We start from the raw sequence: 14,799 nt of genomic DNA on the forward strand, positions 1-14,799 counted from the left end.
TCAAGGAACGACCGAGGCGAACTTCGCCCCCTCGGGTCGTTGTGTGGTCCGCGGTCCGCGTTCCGAGTCGTCGAGCCATCGGTTGATCGCAGACCGACGGAACCGGACGTACCGACCAAGGCGTACATGTGGCAACGCACCTCGACGACTCTCCGCGTAGACCCATGCCGAGGTCACCTGCATCAGGGACGCGACCTCGTCGGCGGTCATCAGCGCCTCCTGATCCTGCTCCTGTTGTTCGCGGCGTCGCCCACGCATCAAGGTCGACGGCACCACCCGTGACCCCTCGGCCGACCGCCGACGACGCGCTCTCGGGAAGACTGCCTCGCGGCCCGACTACGCGCTCGCAGGTGTCAAGCCGGCACGCCCCCGCCGCAGACTCAGGACCGCCCCCTGCGTCGGCTCGGAGGTCGGCTGACCGGCGTCGCGGCGAACGGCTCGAGCGCCTTCAGCGTCGAACGCAACGACTTCCCGAGCCCGGTCTTGGCCAAGCGGTAGCGGCCTCGCGTGTCGGGGACGCGTTCAATCGCTTCGGCCTGGAGCAACACGCGGAGGACCTCGAAGACCCAGGCGTGGCCAAGGTCGAGCTCCTCTTCGAGAGCCCGCCCGGTCCATCCCCCGTCCTCAACGAGACGTTCGAGGATCCGCCGGCGCCCCGCGCCGCCGAGCAGCCAGTCGGGCAGCAACTCGGGCTGGCCCGCTCCGGCACGGCGGGAGGGCGCGTCATCGTCCATCGTCGTTGGTATGTTATTACCATACCAATGCTCCGCCTCGTTCCCGCAGATCGTTCCGCGCCCGAGCGTGATGTGCTGGCCTATGACTTGCGCCCGCACGACCTCGTCGCGCGACCGCAGCGCCCCGGTGAGTTGACCACTCTGGTCGTCGTCGATCTCGACGACGCGGCTCGCGCGCACATCTCGTCCAGCGCGCACGAGGCCGGCGTCCCTGCCGCGCTGTGGCTGACCGTCGCGCTCGAGGCTCAGCGCAGCCTCCGCCAGGCCGTGGCACTCGTCCGCGGCGACGAGGCCGATCTAGCTACCGCGCTCGACGACGCGGCTGGGCCGTCGGCGATGTCAGCCACCGGCGACAGGCGCTCGCCGGCACTTGCTCAGCTGCACTCGTATGCGGCGGCGCTCCGAGCCGGGGCGGTGCTCGCGGGCGCGTCGCCCGTCGGGACGAGCCTTCCGCTGTCCCCCGCCCTGCACGTCGCCGCCGCCTGGGCCGTCGACGCCCAACGCCACGGGCTCACCGTCTCAGCGTGGGCCGCCGACTGCACCTCGACGCTGCCCGCCGGCCGGCTGTCCTGGGAGGCGGCGTCCGCGTCTCAGGCGCAGACCCTGGCTGAGTGGGTGCTCGCTCAGGCGATGCGCCGCGCGCGCTCAGCAAGCACGTCGGCCCACACGCCGGCTCGCGGCTGAGCACTGGCCCGCAGCGACCGGATCAGCGTCGTCGTGTCCTGTACCACGGCCTCGCGCGCGAGCCGATCGAGCGTGTGGAGCCGATGCTCACGGAGATCGTCCAGTGACGGGTCGGCCGCGCGGCCGACCGGGCAGCTCGGCATGGGGCACGGTCCGAGCGCGGCGGCCTCGGCGCTCTCGCGCTCGACCTCGCGCCAACCTCGGTGCGACTCGACCGACACCGCCTGACCGCCACCGCCGCCGTCCCGACTGAGCAGCGCCTGGGGTGCCGAGCGGAAGAACATCGTCCCCGTCGAGAACCCGGCCGCGCCCGCGTGGACGAGCACGGGCCCGAGCCGACCCACGCAGTCGGGGAACAGCTCCACCCCGAGGGTCATGAACGCGTCAACCGCCGCCAGCCACGCGCGCATCCCGGCCGCATCGGCCTGCTCGCCGCCGCCGCGCACGCGGAGGTAGACCCGCTCCACACCGGTGGCGGCGTAGTCGCGGGCCAGCTCGGTGACCAGACCCGCGATCAAGCGCGCGCGAGTGACCTGCAGGAAGGCGACCGGTCGCTGGACGCCCTGGACGCTGATCACGCGCCGGAGCATCTGCATGTTGCGACGGTGCGCAGCGTCCTGGCGCGACCGCGGCTCGAAGTACGGCGGCGCGACCTCTGAGGCCAGGCGCTGGTCGTCCATCACGGCATCGACGAAGCGGTCGCGAATCACCGTGTTGACGACCGTCGCCGGCGTCGCCGGCAGCGAGACGACGCCCGCCCCACCTGTCGCACGCAACCGCGCCGCCGAGGCGTAGCGCGTGACGGCGCGCGACGACAGCTGCGGCGTCCCGGGATCAACAACCAACGTCCGCTGCGCTGCCAGCACCGCCCGCGCGAGACGGTCCGCCGGCTTCCCGAAGCTCTGATGACCCGGCGGGTACGGCGCGAGGTGCTTCGCCGCAACGATCGCCCCGTCATAGGCCCGGCTGCGCGCCTCAACGAACGACCACTGGTCGTGCTCGGGACGGACGTACATTTGGCCACGCTTGGGCACCGTCGAAATTCTGGACGATGCATCGGACGGTTTCGCGACCGTAGCTTCTGATCAGCCGCGTTCAACGATCGCGCGTCGCGATGAAGCTGCGCGCGCGAGCGGCCACCCCGTTCATCGGCTCCTGCCGGGTCTCTCTGCTGGTCACCAAGGGCCGCGGAACCTCGGCGATCACCCGCCTGACGATCGCGAAGTAGCCGCTGCGCCGGCTACCTCCGGGACGTGGACCTGGGCGCTTCCGTCCAGTGCCCGACAAACATCCCACCCGTCAGGTGGAACTTCTGCAGCCGCTCCGCGACGGCGTCGGCGTCCTTGTAGTTGTCGTCCTTGGCGATCGCTCGGGTGAACGCCGTGACGGTGTCGCGCAGCTGCTCCAGCTTGGCGAACGTGATGATCTTGGATCCGGCCGGAGCGGTCGCCTTGGCGTGCAGCTGTCGTGACGGATGGATCATGATGCCCGTCGCCGTCATGGTGTTGTCGAACTGGTTGTCGAACCAGTCCAGCGACTGGCCGAGCTGTTCGATGTCCCTGCGGGGGATCTCGTCCGCCAACGCGGCGCTCTTGCACTCGATGACCAAGTACTTGTTGTTGCCGATGGACCACAGGTCGTCGGGACCGTTGCCGATGTCGCGCTCGGGCCGCTCGGAGTTGAAGCCGAGGTGCAGGCCGAGTTGCAGGACGGCCTCTTCGAACGGGTTGACCAGGGCTTCGTCCTCCGAGGGGACCAAGTCCGCCAACAGCTCCTTGACCCCCAGGATCAGCTGGACCGGGCTGTCGTAGGTCTCCCTCAGGAACGCCGCCGCGACCTTGCCCTGCTGCTGGATCGGCTTCAGCGGCTTGTAGCTCACGCCGTCGACCGGACGCGCCGCGGCCCGGTTGTCCTGGACGGCGGAGAGCTGCAGCTTCTGCGCCGCCACGGGATCGGCCGCGTGGAGGTAGGCGGCCGCCTGTTCCTTGAGCCGCCCTCGTTGCTTGACGTCTACCGCGGCGCCGAACGCCATGCGCAGGCGCTCGGACGCCTCGGCGAACCGGCGCTGACCGGCGAGATCGAACGCGGCTCGCTGCGCGAGCGCGACGTCGGAGATGGCCACGTCCTTCTCGTAGGTCAGGCCGTCGAGGGCGTCGCGGCTGAGCGACACCCACTCGGGGTCGCGCTTGAGGCACTGCTCGACGAGCCCCTCCAGCGCCCCGAACTCCTCGCCCTCGAGCATGTCGGCCACCTTGTCCGAAAGCGCGAGCTGGGCCCGCGTCGCCGGGCTGAGCATCGCCCGCGCCTTGGGCGTGTTCAGGCGCGCCGTCAACTTCGAGCCGAGCAACATGACGACGCAGTAGTCCTTGTTGGAGCGCACGCCGCGCCCCATGCCCTGCTCGATGCGCTGCACCTGACGCATGAGCGTCACGTCGCTGCCGCCGAGCGCGTCGGAGTCGACCCGCTCCAGCGGGTCGCGGGCCTCGGGCAGACCGTCCAGGACGAGCACGCGGCACGCGTCGTCGGGCAGGTCGATGCCGTCGTACTTGCTGACCAGCACGACCAGCCCCACGTGCCCCTCGCGCAGCTTCTCGAGGACGTCATCGAGCTCCTTCGCGGTCGCCGTCTCCGCCGCGAGCGGCTCCCAGACCGCGAGGCGCTTCTTGGAGGGAACGATGACCACCACGTTGTAGGTCTTCGCCTGCTCGACGAGGAACGCATGGATGTCCTCCTCGGCGACTTCGGGGAAGCTCTCCTGCGGGGAGAGGATCATGCGCTCGCCGAGATCGTCCGCGCTTTCCGGCGTCACCGGGCGCCGGACGCTGTCGGGGTCCGCGTCGAACTCGGTGATCAGCACCGAGTCGTCGGCCAGCGTCGCCGTGAGGTAGATCCGGCGCTTGGCGTCGGCGAAGCTCGGCAGCATCTCCATCGGCAAGCACGGCGGCGCGATCTCGACCGTCGACGGCGTCATCGCCACGCGGCACAGGCCCAGGCTGTCAACGAGCAGCGGCCACGGCCACTGGAAGACCTTGTCGTCCCGATGGGGATGCAGGATGTCCAGCACCGCCGCCTGCTTGTCGGTCCACGCCCACGGCGGGACCGCCATCAAGGCGGAGCGATCGTCCTGCTCGAGGTCCTTGAACCCGGGCAACGACTGCGCGACCAGGTCCGGCTCGAAGAGCTTGATGAGCTTGGTGTGGGCCGCGTGGGTGGACGGGATCCTCAGCGTGAACTGCTCCGTCACGGTCGCCATGCAGGCGTGCGCGTCGTCGATCAACACCGCACCGAGCTCGATGGGCGTCCGGAACTGCGCGCCCTTGACGCCGAACTTGGACTTCCCGTTGAACAGCGTGTGCACGTTGACGATCAGGATCGCCCGGCCCTGCAGGAACGGCCGCGATTCCGGGTCTTCCGTGAACTGAAGCCCGAGCGCCGCGGCCTCCCGGCGGACCTGTCCGGCAAGGTAGTTGTCGGGCGTCAGGTACACGACCGGCCCGACGTCCTCGTTGAGGCACGACTTCAGCATGATCAGCCCGACCACGGTCTTGCCGCCGCCCGTGTTCATCTTGACCACGAGGTCGCGCTCGGCACGCCGAGGATGCCACGCGCTCCACACCTGCGACTGGACGTCGCGCGCGTAGCTGTACTTCTCGTCCTTCGCCGACAGAGCGCTGAAGATCCGCCGCGGCTCGGTGACGGTGTCCGAGACGGAGGACCGCCCGATCTTGCTGAAGTCGATGGGCACGGAAGTTATCGTCCTTGGTTTGCGCGCGTTTGGCGAGCCTCGACCTTATCTACACGTGGTTGAAACCGCTCCGAGGCTTGAACCGACCCGTGTCACGGCTCGCTCCGCGCACCGGGAGCGCGTGGGACTGGTCGCCGGACGGTCCTGCCTCAGACGAACGGGCACCGACACGCCGGCACCGCGCCGGACCCAGCGATAGGTTCTCGTGGCCGCGAGATCACCTATCCGAATCGAATGGCAATAGAGTTGTTGTACGACTTGGACAGGCAGTGACACCACCCTCTCGACTCACCGCGCCGGACGGGCGGCGGGCCGTAGGCGTGGCGGTCGAGCTGCTTGCGCTCGCCAGCGTGCATGTAGGGGAGATCGCTACCGGTCCGAGTCCCAGTGCTCGTCGCCGACCGAGTCATCAGCCCATTCGCGTGCTTCGGCATCTACCTGGGCACGGCGCCTGGCATCGAGCTGCTCGCGTAGCTGGTCCCACTCATCGCCGTCCATCGTCTCGATCTCCACGATGAGCCGGTTGACGATCTGGTCCTGATCTGCGCTTTTGAGGCGTGCCATGCCGAGAGTATTCCTGACCTCCGCTCGCCTTTCGGCGAAGGGTCCACGCCGAAGTGCCGCTTCTCGTCCAGAGTGGACGTCACGACCGCTGGCGCCTGCAGACGGCACGCGTGAGCCATGCCCGTCTCTGTGACCGGATCACCTGCACTTCCCAGAGACTGAGCTATTTTCAAGAGTGCTTGGCTGGTCCAGCCTTGCGACGCCATCTGCCCGAGACGCGATACTGCTCGACCCATCGCGCCCGCCCTATGCCGTCCGACGAACTGCTCCAGCTTCCGCCTCCGCCCGCATTGCCGCGTAGAACCGGCAGCGAACTGCTGGCGGGCGCGGCGATCAGCCCGGAGCGCCGACTCAAGATCATGCCGTCTGAGGAGCTGGAGTCGCTGGTTCTGCACTGGCTCGATGAGACGCGCAGACCCCGCTACACCCGACTGCTACGAGCCGGCGGGACCGGAGACATGGGCCGCGACGTCATCGGCTATCTCACCGCCGACCCGGCTGGCGCTTGGGACAACTATCAGTGCAAGCACTACGCCACCCCGCTGGTCGCCAGCCACATTCTGACCGAGCTGGGCAAGCTGGTCTACTACAGCTCGCAAGGCGCTTACTGCGTGCCCGACAACTACTTCTTCGTAGCGCCCAAGGGCGTGTCGGAGAAGACACGTTTGTGGCTTGCTGATCCCGAGCAGGTGCGCACTCGGCTGATCGACGGCTGGAAGAAATACTGCGCCAAGCTCTGCCCATTGACCGAGATACGCGACCAGTTGACGGGATTCGCCTTTCCGCCGCTGGACGTGATCAAGGGCGAAGACATCATCTTGAGCTTCAAGGGCAAGCCCAGCTATGCGGCGTTCTTCGGCGGGGGCCTAGCCAAGCCCCGGCCCGAGGTGAAGACGCCGCCGGATGAGGTAGAGCAAACTGAGCTGGGCTACATCGGGTGCCTGGTCGAGGCTTACGAAGAACATTCCAGCGGCGCCGTCAGCGACCGAGCGGGCGCGGACTCGCACGCCACCTATGGCCCGCACCTGCGCGGCAGCCGGCGCGACTTCTATTGCGCCGAATCGCTTCGGGAGTTCTCCAAAGATGTTCTCGTCGCCGAAAACGAGCAGTACGCGGAGCTGCAACAGCAACTGCTGGACGGCATCGAGCCAGTGGTACAGAGCGCCTTCGCTACCGGCTATGACCGCGTTCTGGGTGTGACCGCTCACGCGACGACGGTGGAACTCAGCGACCACCCGTTGGCCCCAGAGGTGCGGCCTTCCGACCGCAAAGGCATCTGTCACCAATTGGCTAACGACGGCCGCGTTCGCTGGAGCTCCGGATGAGTGCGCCCTTCAACACGCCGCTCGAAGCGGGGCTGCGCACGCTGTTTCTGTTGTCTGCCGCAGGCAAGCGCGGCTACGACACGCAGAGCCTGGTGTACCTGGATTATTTGGTTGTGCACAGTGGCGATCTCGATGGCCCGCCCAGCCTGCATCCGGAATCGCCTGGCAAGAAAGGCGAACTACTGGTCCGCCGCCAGCTGGTTCAAGCCGGCTTGAACCTCATGCGGAGCCGCGAGCTGGTCGAACAGCGCTTCAGTTCGCGCGGCATCCAGTACGCCGCTACCCGCGCCGGTGCACACGTGGCAAACCAGTTCGAGTCGAGCTACGCCGCCTCCATGCGCGAGCGTGCCGGGTGGGTGATCGAACGCTTCGGCCGGATGCAGGACAAGGGCTTGGCCGACGCTCTGCGACCGTTCGCCCAGTTGGGCGAGGACGAATTGATCACCGAAGGCCGGCCCGACTGGTCGCTGCATGATGTCTAGACCCCGACTGTGTGAGCTGCGGGTGATCGGCCCGGACCGGCCGGACGCGGTAATGGAATTCGGGGCCGGACTCACGCTCATCACCGGCCATTCCGACACCGGCAAGTCGCATATCCTCGAGTGCATCGACTATGCGCTGGGCGCCGGCGCTGCGCCGGATCGCATCCCAGAGATGAACGGCTACCAGGAGGTACTGCTGGAGCTGGCCGTGGGCGAGGCGAAGCACACCATCCGCCGGCGCTTCGCCGATCCTCGCGGCGAGGTGCTGGTGTTCCACGGACCGCTGGAGGATTGGAACGCTGACCAGGCCGAGGAGTACAAGGCCAAAGCGGATCCTCTCCACCCGGAGAAAAGCCTCTCCGGATGGCTGGTCGGCCTGAGCGGCTTCGACCCCTCCTGGCGCGTTTTGACCAATGAGAGTGGCAAGACCCAGGTGCTGAGCTTCCGCACTGTCGCTCCGTTTGTGCTGATCGACGAGGAAGAGTCGATCACCCAAGGTTCGCCGGTACTGCCTCCGGCCAACAGCGAAGCGACCGCCTACCGCGCCGTCTTCCACATGCTCCTGACCGGCCAGGCGCCAGACGCCAAGCGGCTGGCGGCGGCCAAGTTGGCCGCCGACGCGCGCGAGGAGGCCAAGCAGCGCCTCAAGGTGTTCGATGAGTTGATCCGCCAGCTGCACGCCGAGATCCGCGAGGGCAACCTTGACCGGGGCAAGCTCAAAGCAGCCATCGACGACATCGATTCCGAGCTCTCGGAGGTGTCCGAGCAGGCGGCGCGCAGCGGCGAACGGGTACGAGGATTGCTCACGCGCCGCAACATGGCGCTCAGCAACGCCGAAGCGGCGCGTCGCAGCTATCAGGAAGCCAGCGAGGTCCAGGAGCGCTTCGCGCTGCTTCGCCGCCACTACAAGTCGGACCTGGCGCGGCTCGAGTTTGCGGTTGAAGCCGGCCATTTCTTCACCCAGTTGGCCCCGGCACGCTGCCCGGTGTGCGACAGACCGCTGCCAACCGCAGAGGAATGTCACCCCGACGAAGCGCAGTTTCAGCAGATCCGGGACGCAGCGAGCGCTGAGCTTCGCAAGCTCCAGCCGCGCTTGGATGACCTGCAGCGCGCCGTCGAAGACGCGGTGCAGCAAGCCGAGAAGTCGCGGGAGCAATGGCGCAGCCAGCGCAGCCAGGCCGAGCAATTCGACGCTGACCTCAAGCAGGTCGCCAACCCGTCAGCCGCCGGTGCACGCCAGCGCGTCAAGCAACTCACCGGCCGGCGCGCCGCTCTGGCCCGCGACCTCCTGCGCTTCGAACAGCTCGACCAGTACAACCAGCTGCGCACAAAGGCGGAAACCGACTCGAAAGCCACGCTGGACAAGTTCAAGACGCCCCTCCAGGCGGCCGCGCTGAACAAGCTCAGTGAGCAGATCAGCAGCCTGTTGGACGCATGGAAGTTCCCCTTCCACACCGATGTCCATTACAGCCAGGAAGAGGACGACCTCTACGTCGGCGGCCAGCTGCGGCGCGGCCACGGCGCTGGCGTCCGGGCTGTCACCCATGCCGCTTTCACCGTCGGCCTGATGCGCTACTGCTTGGCCGAGAACACCCCCCACCCCGGCTTCGTCGTCATCGATACCCCGCTCAACAACTTCAAGGGTGTCAGCGATGACCAGGTCGACCCCGAGCTGACACGCGACGTCCATACCGCCACGCTCTTTGACTTGGCCCGCAACACGCAAGGCCAGATCATCGTCATCGAGAACGTCGAGGCGCCCGCCTCGATCCTGGACCTGGCTTCCGTTCACCGCTTCTCCGGGCCGCAGGGGAGCGGCCGTCAGGGCTTCTATCCGCCTAGAGCAGCCTGAGGGCAGGCCAAGTCGGCCCAGACGGACGGTCCGAAACCAGCGCACTGCCTCCGCGGTACGCGAAGCTTTTCTGCCGCGGGCGAGGAGGCCAGCATCAAAGACGTCGGTGGCGCCCACCTCCGAGTGCACCGCGTCCGCACGCTAAGAGGTCGTTCCGCCGTCTGGCTAGTGCGAACGACGGCTTGGGCTGCGCGTGATGCAGTGGTGACGGGTCGAGTGTGGCAATAACGCTCATCTCCAGATGAGGGCCGCTAGGTCGTCGTCATCCATGTACTCGTGCCAAGGCGGGCCAGCGATGGGTGAGTGACGCAGCCACCGAGTTACGTTGGCGACGTCGAACGAGAGCATCTCGTACCCCGGGATTCTCGCGGCAGCCGCGCTCACCCCTTGTCGTGCACCCCGCGTGTGACCGCGAGCCTGGTGACGGCCAGGTCTCCGCTCCTACAGCGCCGACCGAGGACTCATATCGCTCACAAAGCCGATATCCAGTCGGCCAAGGGCCTTCTTCTAGCCGGCGCTGGCACTGGCATCGGGGAGCCCGGCGTGAGTCGCTCCTGTCACACGCCGCGGAAGATTTGGACCGGGAATTGGACCGGGCGCGCTCTCCAGCCCGCCCTCCAGGGCACGAAAAAGGCCCGCATTTGCGGGCCTTTCCACTCGATCGGGGAGACAGGATTTGAACCTGCGACCGCCCGGCCCCCAGCCGGGTGCGCTACCAGACTGCGCCACTCCCCGTGGCTATGAGATGGGATGAAGCGGGCGACGGGACTCGAACCCGCTCCTAGAGCTTGGAAGGCTCCCGTGCAGCCGTTGACACCTCGCCCGCAGGGCCCGGGAGGGCAGTCTACCGGGGTTGAGTGGGGTCGCGGCGGGTCTCGGTGGGGACGGCGCCGCCGGGGTCGGTGATGCTCGTGGGCGGCCAGGGGCCCCACCAGTTGTCGACGGCGCCGTCCAACGTCACGACGGTGCCGCTCAACGAGGCGCCAACGGGGGACGCCAGCAGCGCGATGAGCCAGCCGAATTCGCGCATCTCGCCGAGGCGGCCGAGCGGAACGGTCGCGGCCGCGCCGCGCCAGACCTGCTCGGGGTACTTCCTCAACGACTCGGTGTCGAAGCGGCCGATCGCGGCGGCGACGGCCGTGATCCCGGACGAGGCCCAGCGCGAAGCGGTCTCTCGCGTCAAGGCCTCGACGGCCGCGCGCGCCGCACCCGTGTGCGCCATCGCCGGCATCCCGTGGTGGGGGGACACCGTGATGTTGATGATGGTCCCGGAGGACTCCGCGAGCGCCGGCAGCGCGGCCGAGATCATGTTCATCGTCCCCTCCACGTTCAGCCGCATCACCGCCCTCCACCCCTTCGCCGCGATTCCTTCGGCCGGCACGAAGTACTGGCCGCCGGCGTTGTTGACCAACACGTCCAGCCGCCCGTGCTGCTCTACCGCGAACGCCACGATGCGCGCCGCGTCGTCGGCCTCGCGGATGTCCCCGGCCACCCACGTACAACAAGGCCCCAGCGAATCGGCCGTCGCAGACAGCACCTCAGGTCGCCGCCCCGCGATCACCACCGAGGCCCCGCACGCCACCAACTCACGCGCCGCTTCCCGCCCCAGATTCGTCCCGCCGCCGGTTACCACAGCCACGCGGCCATCCAACAGGCCCGGCCGGAAAACGTCTGAAGACCCACCCATTAGGCGGGGAAGTCTATGGACACGGCCATTTGAGTGGACAGGCATGGCAGGCTTAAGCGCGATCGCCGCCGTGTCCAGCACCCTCGCAGAACGCCTCGCCGTCCGGGACGCGCAGCGCTTCGTCGGCCGCGAGCGTGAACTCGCCTTCTTCGACTCGCTCTTCGCCGATGACCCTCCGGCGCAGGTCGTGCTCGTCCACGGCCCGGGCGGGATCGGCAAGTCGACCCTTCTCAGAGAGGTCGCGCGCCGCGGCACGAGCAAGGGCTGGACTACGCGACTGGTCGAGGGCCGCGACCTCGCGCCCGTACCCGGTGAGATCGAGTCGGCGCTCGGCGACGTCTCCACCGACGCCCAGCCGCTGATCCTGTTCGACACCTACGAGCGCATGGCCGCCGCCGACGGGTGGCTGCGAGCCAGGCTGCTCCCGTCCCTCCCTGCGCGCTCCGTCGTCGTCCTCGCCGGCCGCACCGCGCCCGAGCCCGCGTGGTTCGAGAACGGCTGGGAGCGCCTCGCCGTCGAGCTCAAGCTCGAACCGATGCCCGCCGACGCCGCGCTCAACCTCGTCCGTGCCCACGGCCTCGCCGACGGCGACCTCGCCCAGCAGCTGATCGCCTGGGCGGACGGGTCGCCGCTCGCGCTCGCGCTTGCCGCCGACGCCGCCCTCCGCGACGGCGGCGGCTGGGCGCCCGAGCGGATCGTCGAGCATCCCAACCTCGTCCAGGCGATCCTGCACCGCGTCGCGCGGACCGAGCTCGATGGCGGGAACCTCGACGTCGTCGCCATCGCCGCGATCGCGCGCGCGTGTGACGAGCGGATGCTGCGCGACGTCTTGCCCGACGTCGACCCCGCCGCCGCCTACGCGTGGCTGCGCGAGCGGACGTTCGCCGAGCCGGTCGCCGGTGGCGTCGCGCTGCACGAGATTGTCCGTCAGGCGATGCGCGCCGATCTGCGCTCCCGCGACCCCGAGCGCGACCGCGAGCTGCGCCGCCGCATCGCCGACCACCTCTTCGTGCGCGGCCTGCGCGCCGGACCGCGCACGATCGTCGACATGACCGAGCTGGTCGAGAACCCCGCCCTCCGCTGGGGCTACGGGGCCGACGGCTCGACGACGCACCGCCCCGACCTGTGGCGGCCCGAGGACGCCGCGTACGCGCGCGACCGCTTCATCGAGGCCGAGAAGCCGTCGGGCGAGGAGTGGTGGGCGGCCACCACGCCGATCCTCGACGAGGCGCCCGACCGCGTCGTCACGCTGCGTGACGCGCATGACCTCCTCTGCGGGATCGCGATCGCCGTGACGCCCGAGAACGCCCCACCGGTCGCCGAGCGCGACGTGTGCCTCGGTCCATGGCTGACCCACGCGCGGGCCGCCCACGCCGGTGACGAGGTGCTGATCTGGCGCGACTCGATCGACCTGGTCGCCCCGGGCGACCTGAACTCGCCCGTGCTGTCGATCCTCAACACCGCGGCGATCCTGCGGTCGGGGCTCAGGAACATGCGATGGTCATACATCCCCATCGATCCGCGCAACGAAGCGGCCTTGACCTACGCGCGCGCCGTCAACGCCACGCACCTGGAGCACCTCGACATCCACTTCGGGGACAAGGTGATCCAATGCCATCAGGTCGATCACACCGACGAGGGCATCCTCGGCGGGACGCGCGCGGCGATCTACGCCGAGCTCGGCCTCGGCGCCCCGGGGCCGGTGCGCCTGGGCCCGGACGCGGCGGCCCTGACGCCGGCGGGCATCGACGACGAGATCGCCGGACCCTCGCCCTCGCCCGTGACGCTCGACGTGGTCCGCGACGCCCTGCGCAGCCTCCACCAGCCCGTCGAACTGGCCGCCTCGCCCCTAGCCCGCGGCGCGACGCCCGAGGAACGCGCGGCATCGGTCCGCTCCGAGGTCGAGGACGCGGTCGCCCACGCGTTCGGCAGCTCGCCCGACGAGCAACTCCTACAGGCGATCGTGCGCCGTGGCTACCTGGACCCCGCCGGCAGCCACGAGCTCGCCGCCGACGAGCTGCACGTCAGCCGCGCCACCTACTTCCGGCGCCTGAAGGTCGCGTCCGCGCGCGTCGCGGACTACCTGATCGCCAAGCACTCGTAGCTCGCCGACAACCGTTCGGGCCCGTACACTCAACCGCGGGCCAGGAGGGCCGACCGAGTTGGTGCACCGATGACGTGGGACGTCGCACAGGCTGAATGGGCGGGCGGGGGGCCGGGCTACGCGCTCGTGCGCCTGAGCGGCCATGCCCGCGGCGCGGGGCCGTTCGCGCCCCCGACGCTGCTCGTCCCCGACGGCGCGCGCTGGGCGCGCCTGGCGCCAGAGCCCGGGACGCCCCCGGTCCGCGGCTGGTTCACGGTGGACTTCGCGCTGCCGCTGCACCTGGCGATCGACGACGCCGCGGAGTGGTGGCTGGAGCCCGGACCGCGCCTGGCGACCGACGACGTCCCGACAGATCCGCGCGTCGAGGCGATCGCCGCGCGCGTGGCGGACCTTGCGGACGAGATCGCGGCGCTGCGGGCGCGGCTGGAAGAGCCCACCCCGGTTGGAGTGGGCGCAGACGCCCCCGTCCCCGTCCCCCGCCGCCACCGCTTCCGCCCGCGCCGCCCCGGCCTCCCCGCCCTGCTCTTCGCCGCCGGCGCCCTCGCCGTCGGCGACGCCGCGGCGACCGTCCTCTGGCAGGAGCCGGTCTCCGCGTTCTGGACCGCGCGCCAGCAGGACGCGCTCGAAGGCGACCTCCAGCGGTTGGATACCGCCTACGCGTCGCCCGCCGCCGCGCAGAGCATCGCTCCGAAGACGGCGAGTGCCAGCCCGACGACGCCCGAGCAGCGCATGCGCACCCTCGCCCGCACCCTCGATGCCAGCGCCAAGGCCGGCCGGCCGATCGGCGAGCTGCGCATCCCGCACCTCGACAACCACTACGTGATCGTCGCCGGCACGGGCGCCGGCTCTCTGCGCAAGGGCCCCGGCCACTACGACGGCACCGCCCTGCCCGGCGAGCCCGGCACCGTCGGCATCGCCGGCCACCGCACCACCTATGGCGCGCCGTTCCGCCACCTGGACGCGCTCGATCGCGGCGATCCCATCACGGTCACCATGCCCTACGGGACCTTCACCTACAAAGTCGAAGGCACCCGGATCGTCAAGCCCTCCGACGTCTCAACCCTCAAGGCCGCCGGCCGCCAGCGCCTCGCGCTCACGGCCTGCCACCCGCTCTACAGCGCCAAGCAGCGGATCGTCGTACTGGCGCGCCTGGTCTCCGCTACGCCGCGGGGTGCTGCCGCCGCCGGCGGTGCAGCGCAAGCCCGGCCAGCATGAGCCCCGCACCGGCCGCGCCGACGATGATCGGCTCGCCGCCGGTGAACGCCAGGTGCGTCGGCCCCGAGCGCGTCGCCTTCGACGGGATCGCGACGTCGCGCTTGCCGTGCGTCGTCTCAGGCTTGGTGCCGTTGGTCGTGACCGGCTCGCCCGCGCCGGTGTCGGTCGGCGTCGTCTCGGTGGGCGTCGTCTCGGTCGGCGTCGTGTTGGTGTAGCTCGACAGCGGCTGCGTCGACGTCGCGGGCGTCGTCTGCGTGTAGTCGCCGAGCGGGACCGTGGAGTCCGGGTTGCCCCCGGCCTGGCCGAAGGCGCCGACGGCCAGGCTCATCCCACCCAGGCAGACGCCTAGGGCGACGAGCAGGACCACGACCGTGTGGCGTGACAGGCGCTTCATGGAAGGCAGCACT

Annotated in this window: 13 protein-coding genes and 2 tRNA genes; 6 read left to right on the forward strand and 9 right to left on the reverse strand. The window is 69.4% G+C overall.

From position 1 onward, the window contains the following. On the reverse strand, positions 1-258 hold the full coding sequence (locus tag ACT01A_RS06190; protein ID WP_445152802.1) for a helix-turn-helix domain-containing protein: 258 nt from the start codon (positions 256-258) through the stop codon (positions 1-3). A 122-nt stretch (positions 259-380) separates the two neighbouring features. Continuing rightward, entirely contained in the window at positions 381-734 is a 354-nt protein-coding gene (locus ACT01A_RS06195) for a hypothetical protein (protein WP_445151371.1), read from the reverse strand. Between the two features lie 27 nt (positions 735-761). Here ACT01A_RS06195 and ACT01A_RS06200 point away from each other — a divergent pair, with 27 nt between their 5' ends. Further along, a complete protein-coding gene (locus ACT01A_RS06200; protein WP_445151372.1) occupies positions 762-1,418 on the forward strand; it encodes a hypothetical protein in 657 nt (218 codons plus the stop codon). Here the strand turns inward: ACT01A_RS06200 and ACT01A_RS06205 are convergent. The 3 genes from ACT01A_RS06205 to ACT01A_RS06215 all read right to left on the reverse strand — a co-directional run bounded on the left by ACT01A_RS06205 (position 1,358) and on the right by ACT01A_RS06215 (position 5,727). Further along, positions 1,358-2,434, reverse strand: a complete 1,077-nt coding sequence (locus tag ACT01A_RS06205) for a hypothetical protein (protein WP_445151373.1) — start codon at positions 2,432-2,434, stop codon at positions 1,358-1,360. The two genes, ACT01A_RS06200 and ACT01A_RS06205, sit on opposite strands and share 61 nt — an antisense overlap. Before the next feature lie 224 nt (positions 2,435-2,658). Further along, the gene (locus ACT01A_RS06210) at positions 2,659-5,163 is read right to left on the reverse strand and encodes a helicase C-terminal domain-containing protein (RefSeq protein ID WP_445151374.1); all 2,505 of its coding nucleotides are present in this window, start codon (positions 5,161-5,163) and stop codon (positions 2,659-2,661) included. Between the two features lie 369 nt (positions 5,164-5,532). Continuing rightward, positions 5,533-5,727, reverse strand: coding sequence for a hypothetical protein (locus ACT01A_RS06215; RefSeq protein ID WP_445151375.1), 195 nt, complete (start codon positions 5,725-5,727; stop codon positions 5,533-5,535). Positions 5,728-5,975: 248 nt separating this feature from the next. Here ACT01A_RS06215 and ACT01A_RS06220 point away from each other — a divergent pair, with 248 nt between their 5' ends. The 3 genes from ACT01A_RS06220 to ACT01A_RS06230 are packed head-to-tail and all read left to right on the forward strand — an operon-like array spanning position 5,976 to position 9,386. Then, complete coding sequence (locus tag ACT01A_RS06220; protein WP_445151376.1) at positions 5,976-7,052, forward strand: ABC-three component system protein; 1,077 nt, start codon at positions 5,976-5,978, stop codon at positions 7,050-7,052. Next, on the forward strand, positions 7,049-7,534 hold the full coding sequence (locus ACT01A_RS06225) for an ABC-three component system middle component 2 (protein ID WP_445151377.1): 486 nt from the start codon (positions 7,049-7,051) through the stop codon (positions 7,532-7,534). The genes ACT01A_RS06220 and ACT01A_RS06225 overlap by 4 nt, the downstream gene beginning before the upstream one ends. A gap of 22 nt (positions 7,535-7,556) precedes the next feature. Then, positions 7,557-9,386, forward strand: coding sequence for an AAA family ATPase (locus ACT01A_RS06230; protein WP_445151378.1), 1,830 nt, complete (start codon positions 7,557-7,559; stop codon positions 9,384-9,386). Between the two features lie 661 nt (positions 9,387-10,047). On the opposite strand, the gene ACT01A_RS06235 is transcribed toward ACT01A_RS06230, so the two are convergent. The 3 genes from ACT01A_RS06235 to ACT01A_RS06245 form a co-directional block, all read right to left on the reverse strand. Next, positions 10,048-10,121: transfer RNA gene (locus ACT01A_RS06235), tRNA-Pro, on the reverse strand. A gap of 19 nt (positions 10,122-10,140) precedes the next feature. Next, positions 10,141-10,212 (reverse strand) — tRNA-Gly (locus ACT01A_RS06240). An 18-nt stretch (positions 10,213-10,230) separates the two neighbouring features. Beyond that, on the reverse strand, positions 10,231-11,118 hold the full coding sequence (locus ACT01A_RS06245; protein ID WP_445152803.1) for an SDR family NAD(P)-dependent oxidoreductase: 888 nt from the start codon (positions 11,116-11,118) through the stop codon (positions 10,231-10,233). On the opposite strand from ACT01A_RS06245, the gene ACT01A_RS06250 reads away from it, so the two are divergent. Both ACT01A_RS06250 and ACT01A_RS06255 read left to right on the forward strand, forming a co-directional pair. Further along, positions 11,117-13,177, forward strand: a complete 2,061-nt coding sequence (locus ACT01A_RS06250; protein WP_445151379.1) for an AAA family ATPase — start codon at positions 11,117-11,119, stop codon at positions 13,175-13,177. The two genes, ACT01A_RS06245 and ACT01A_RS06250, sit on opposite strands and share 2 nt — an antisense overlap. A gap of 69 nt (positions 13,178-13,246) precedes the next feature. Beyond that, on the forward strand, positions 13,247-14,392 hold the full coding sequence (locus ACT01A_RS06255; RefSeq protein WP_445151380.1) for a class E sortase: 1,146 nt from the start codon (positions 13,247-13,249) through the stop codon (positions 14,390-14,392). Here the strand turns inward: ACT01A_RS06255 and ACT01A_RS06260 are convergent. Continuing rightward, on the reverse strand, positions 14,337-14,786 hold the full coding sequence (locus tag ACT01A_RS06260) for a hypothetical protein (RefSeq protein WP_445151381.1): 450 nt from the start codon (positions 14,784-14,786) through the stop codon (positions 14,337-14,339). The genes ACT01A_RS06255 and ACT01A_RS06260 overlap by 56 nt on opposite strands. Positions 14,787-14,799 lie beyond the last annotated feature (13 nt).

The sequence above is a fragment of the Baekduia sp. Peel2402 genome (assembly GCF_052567285.1).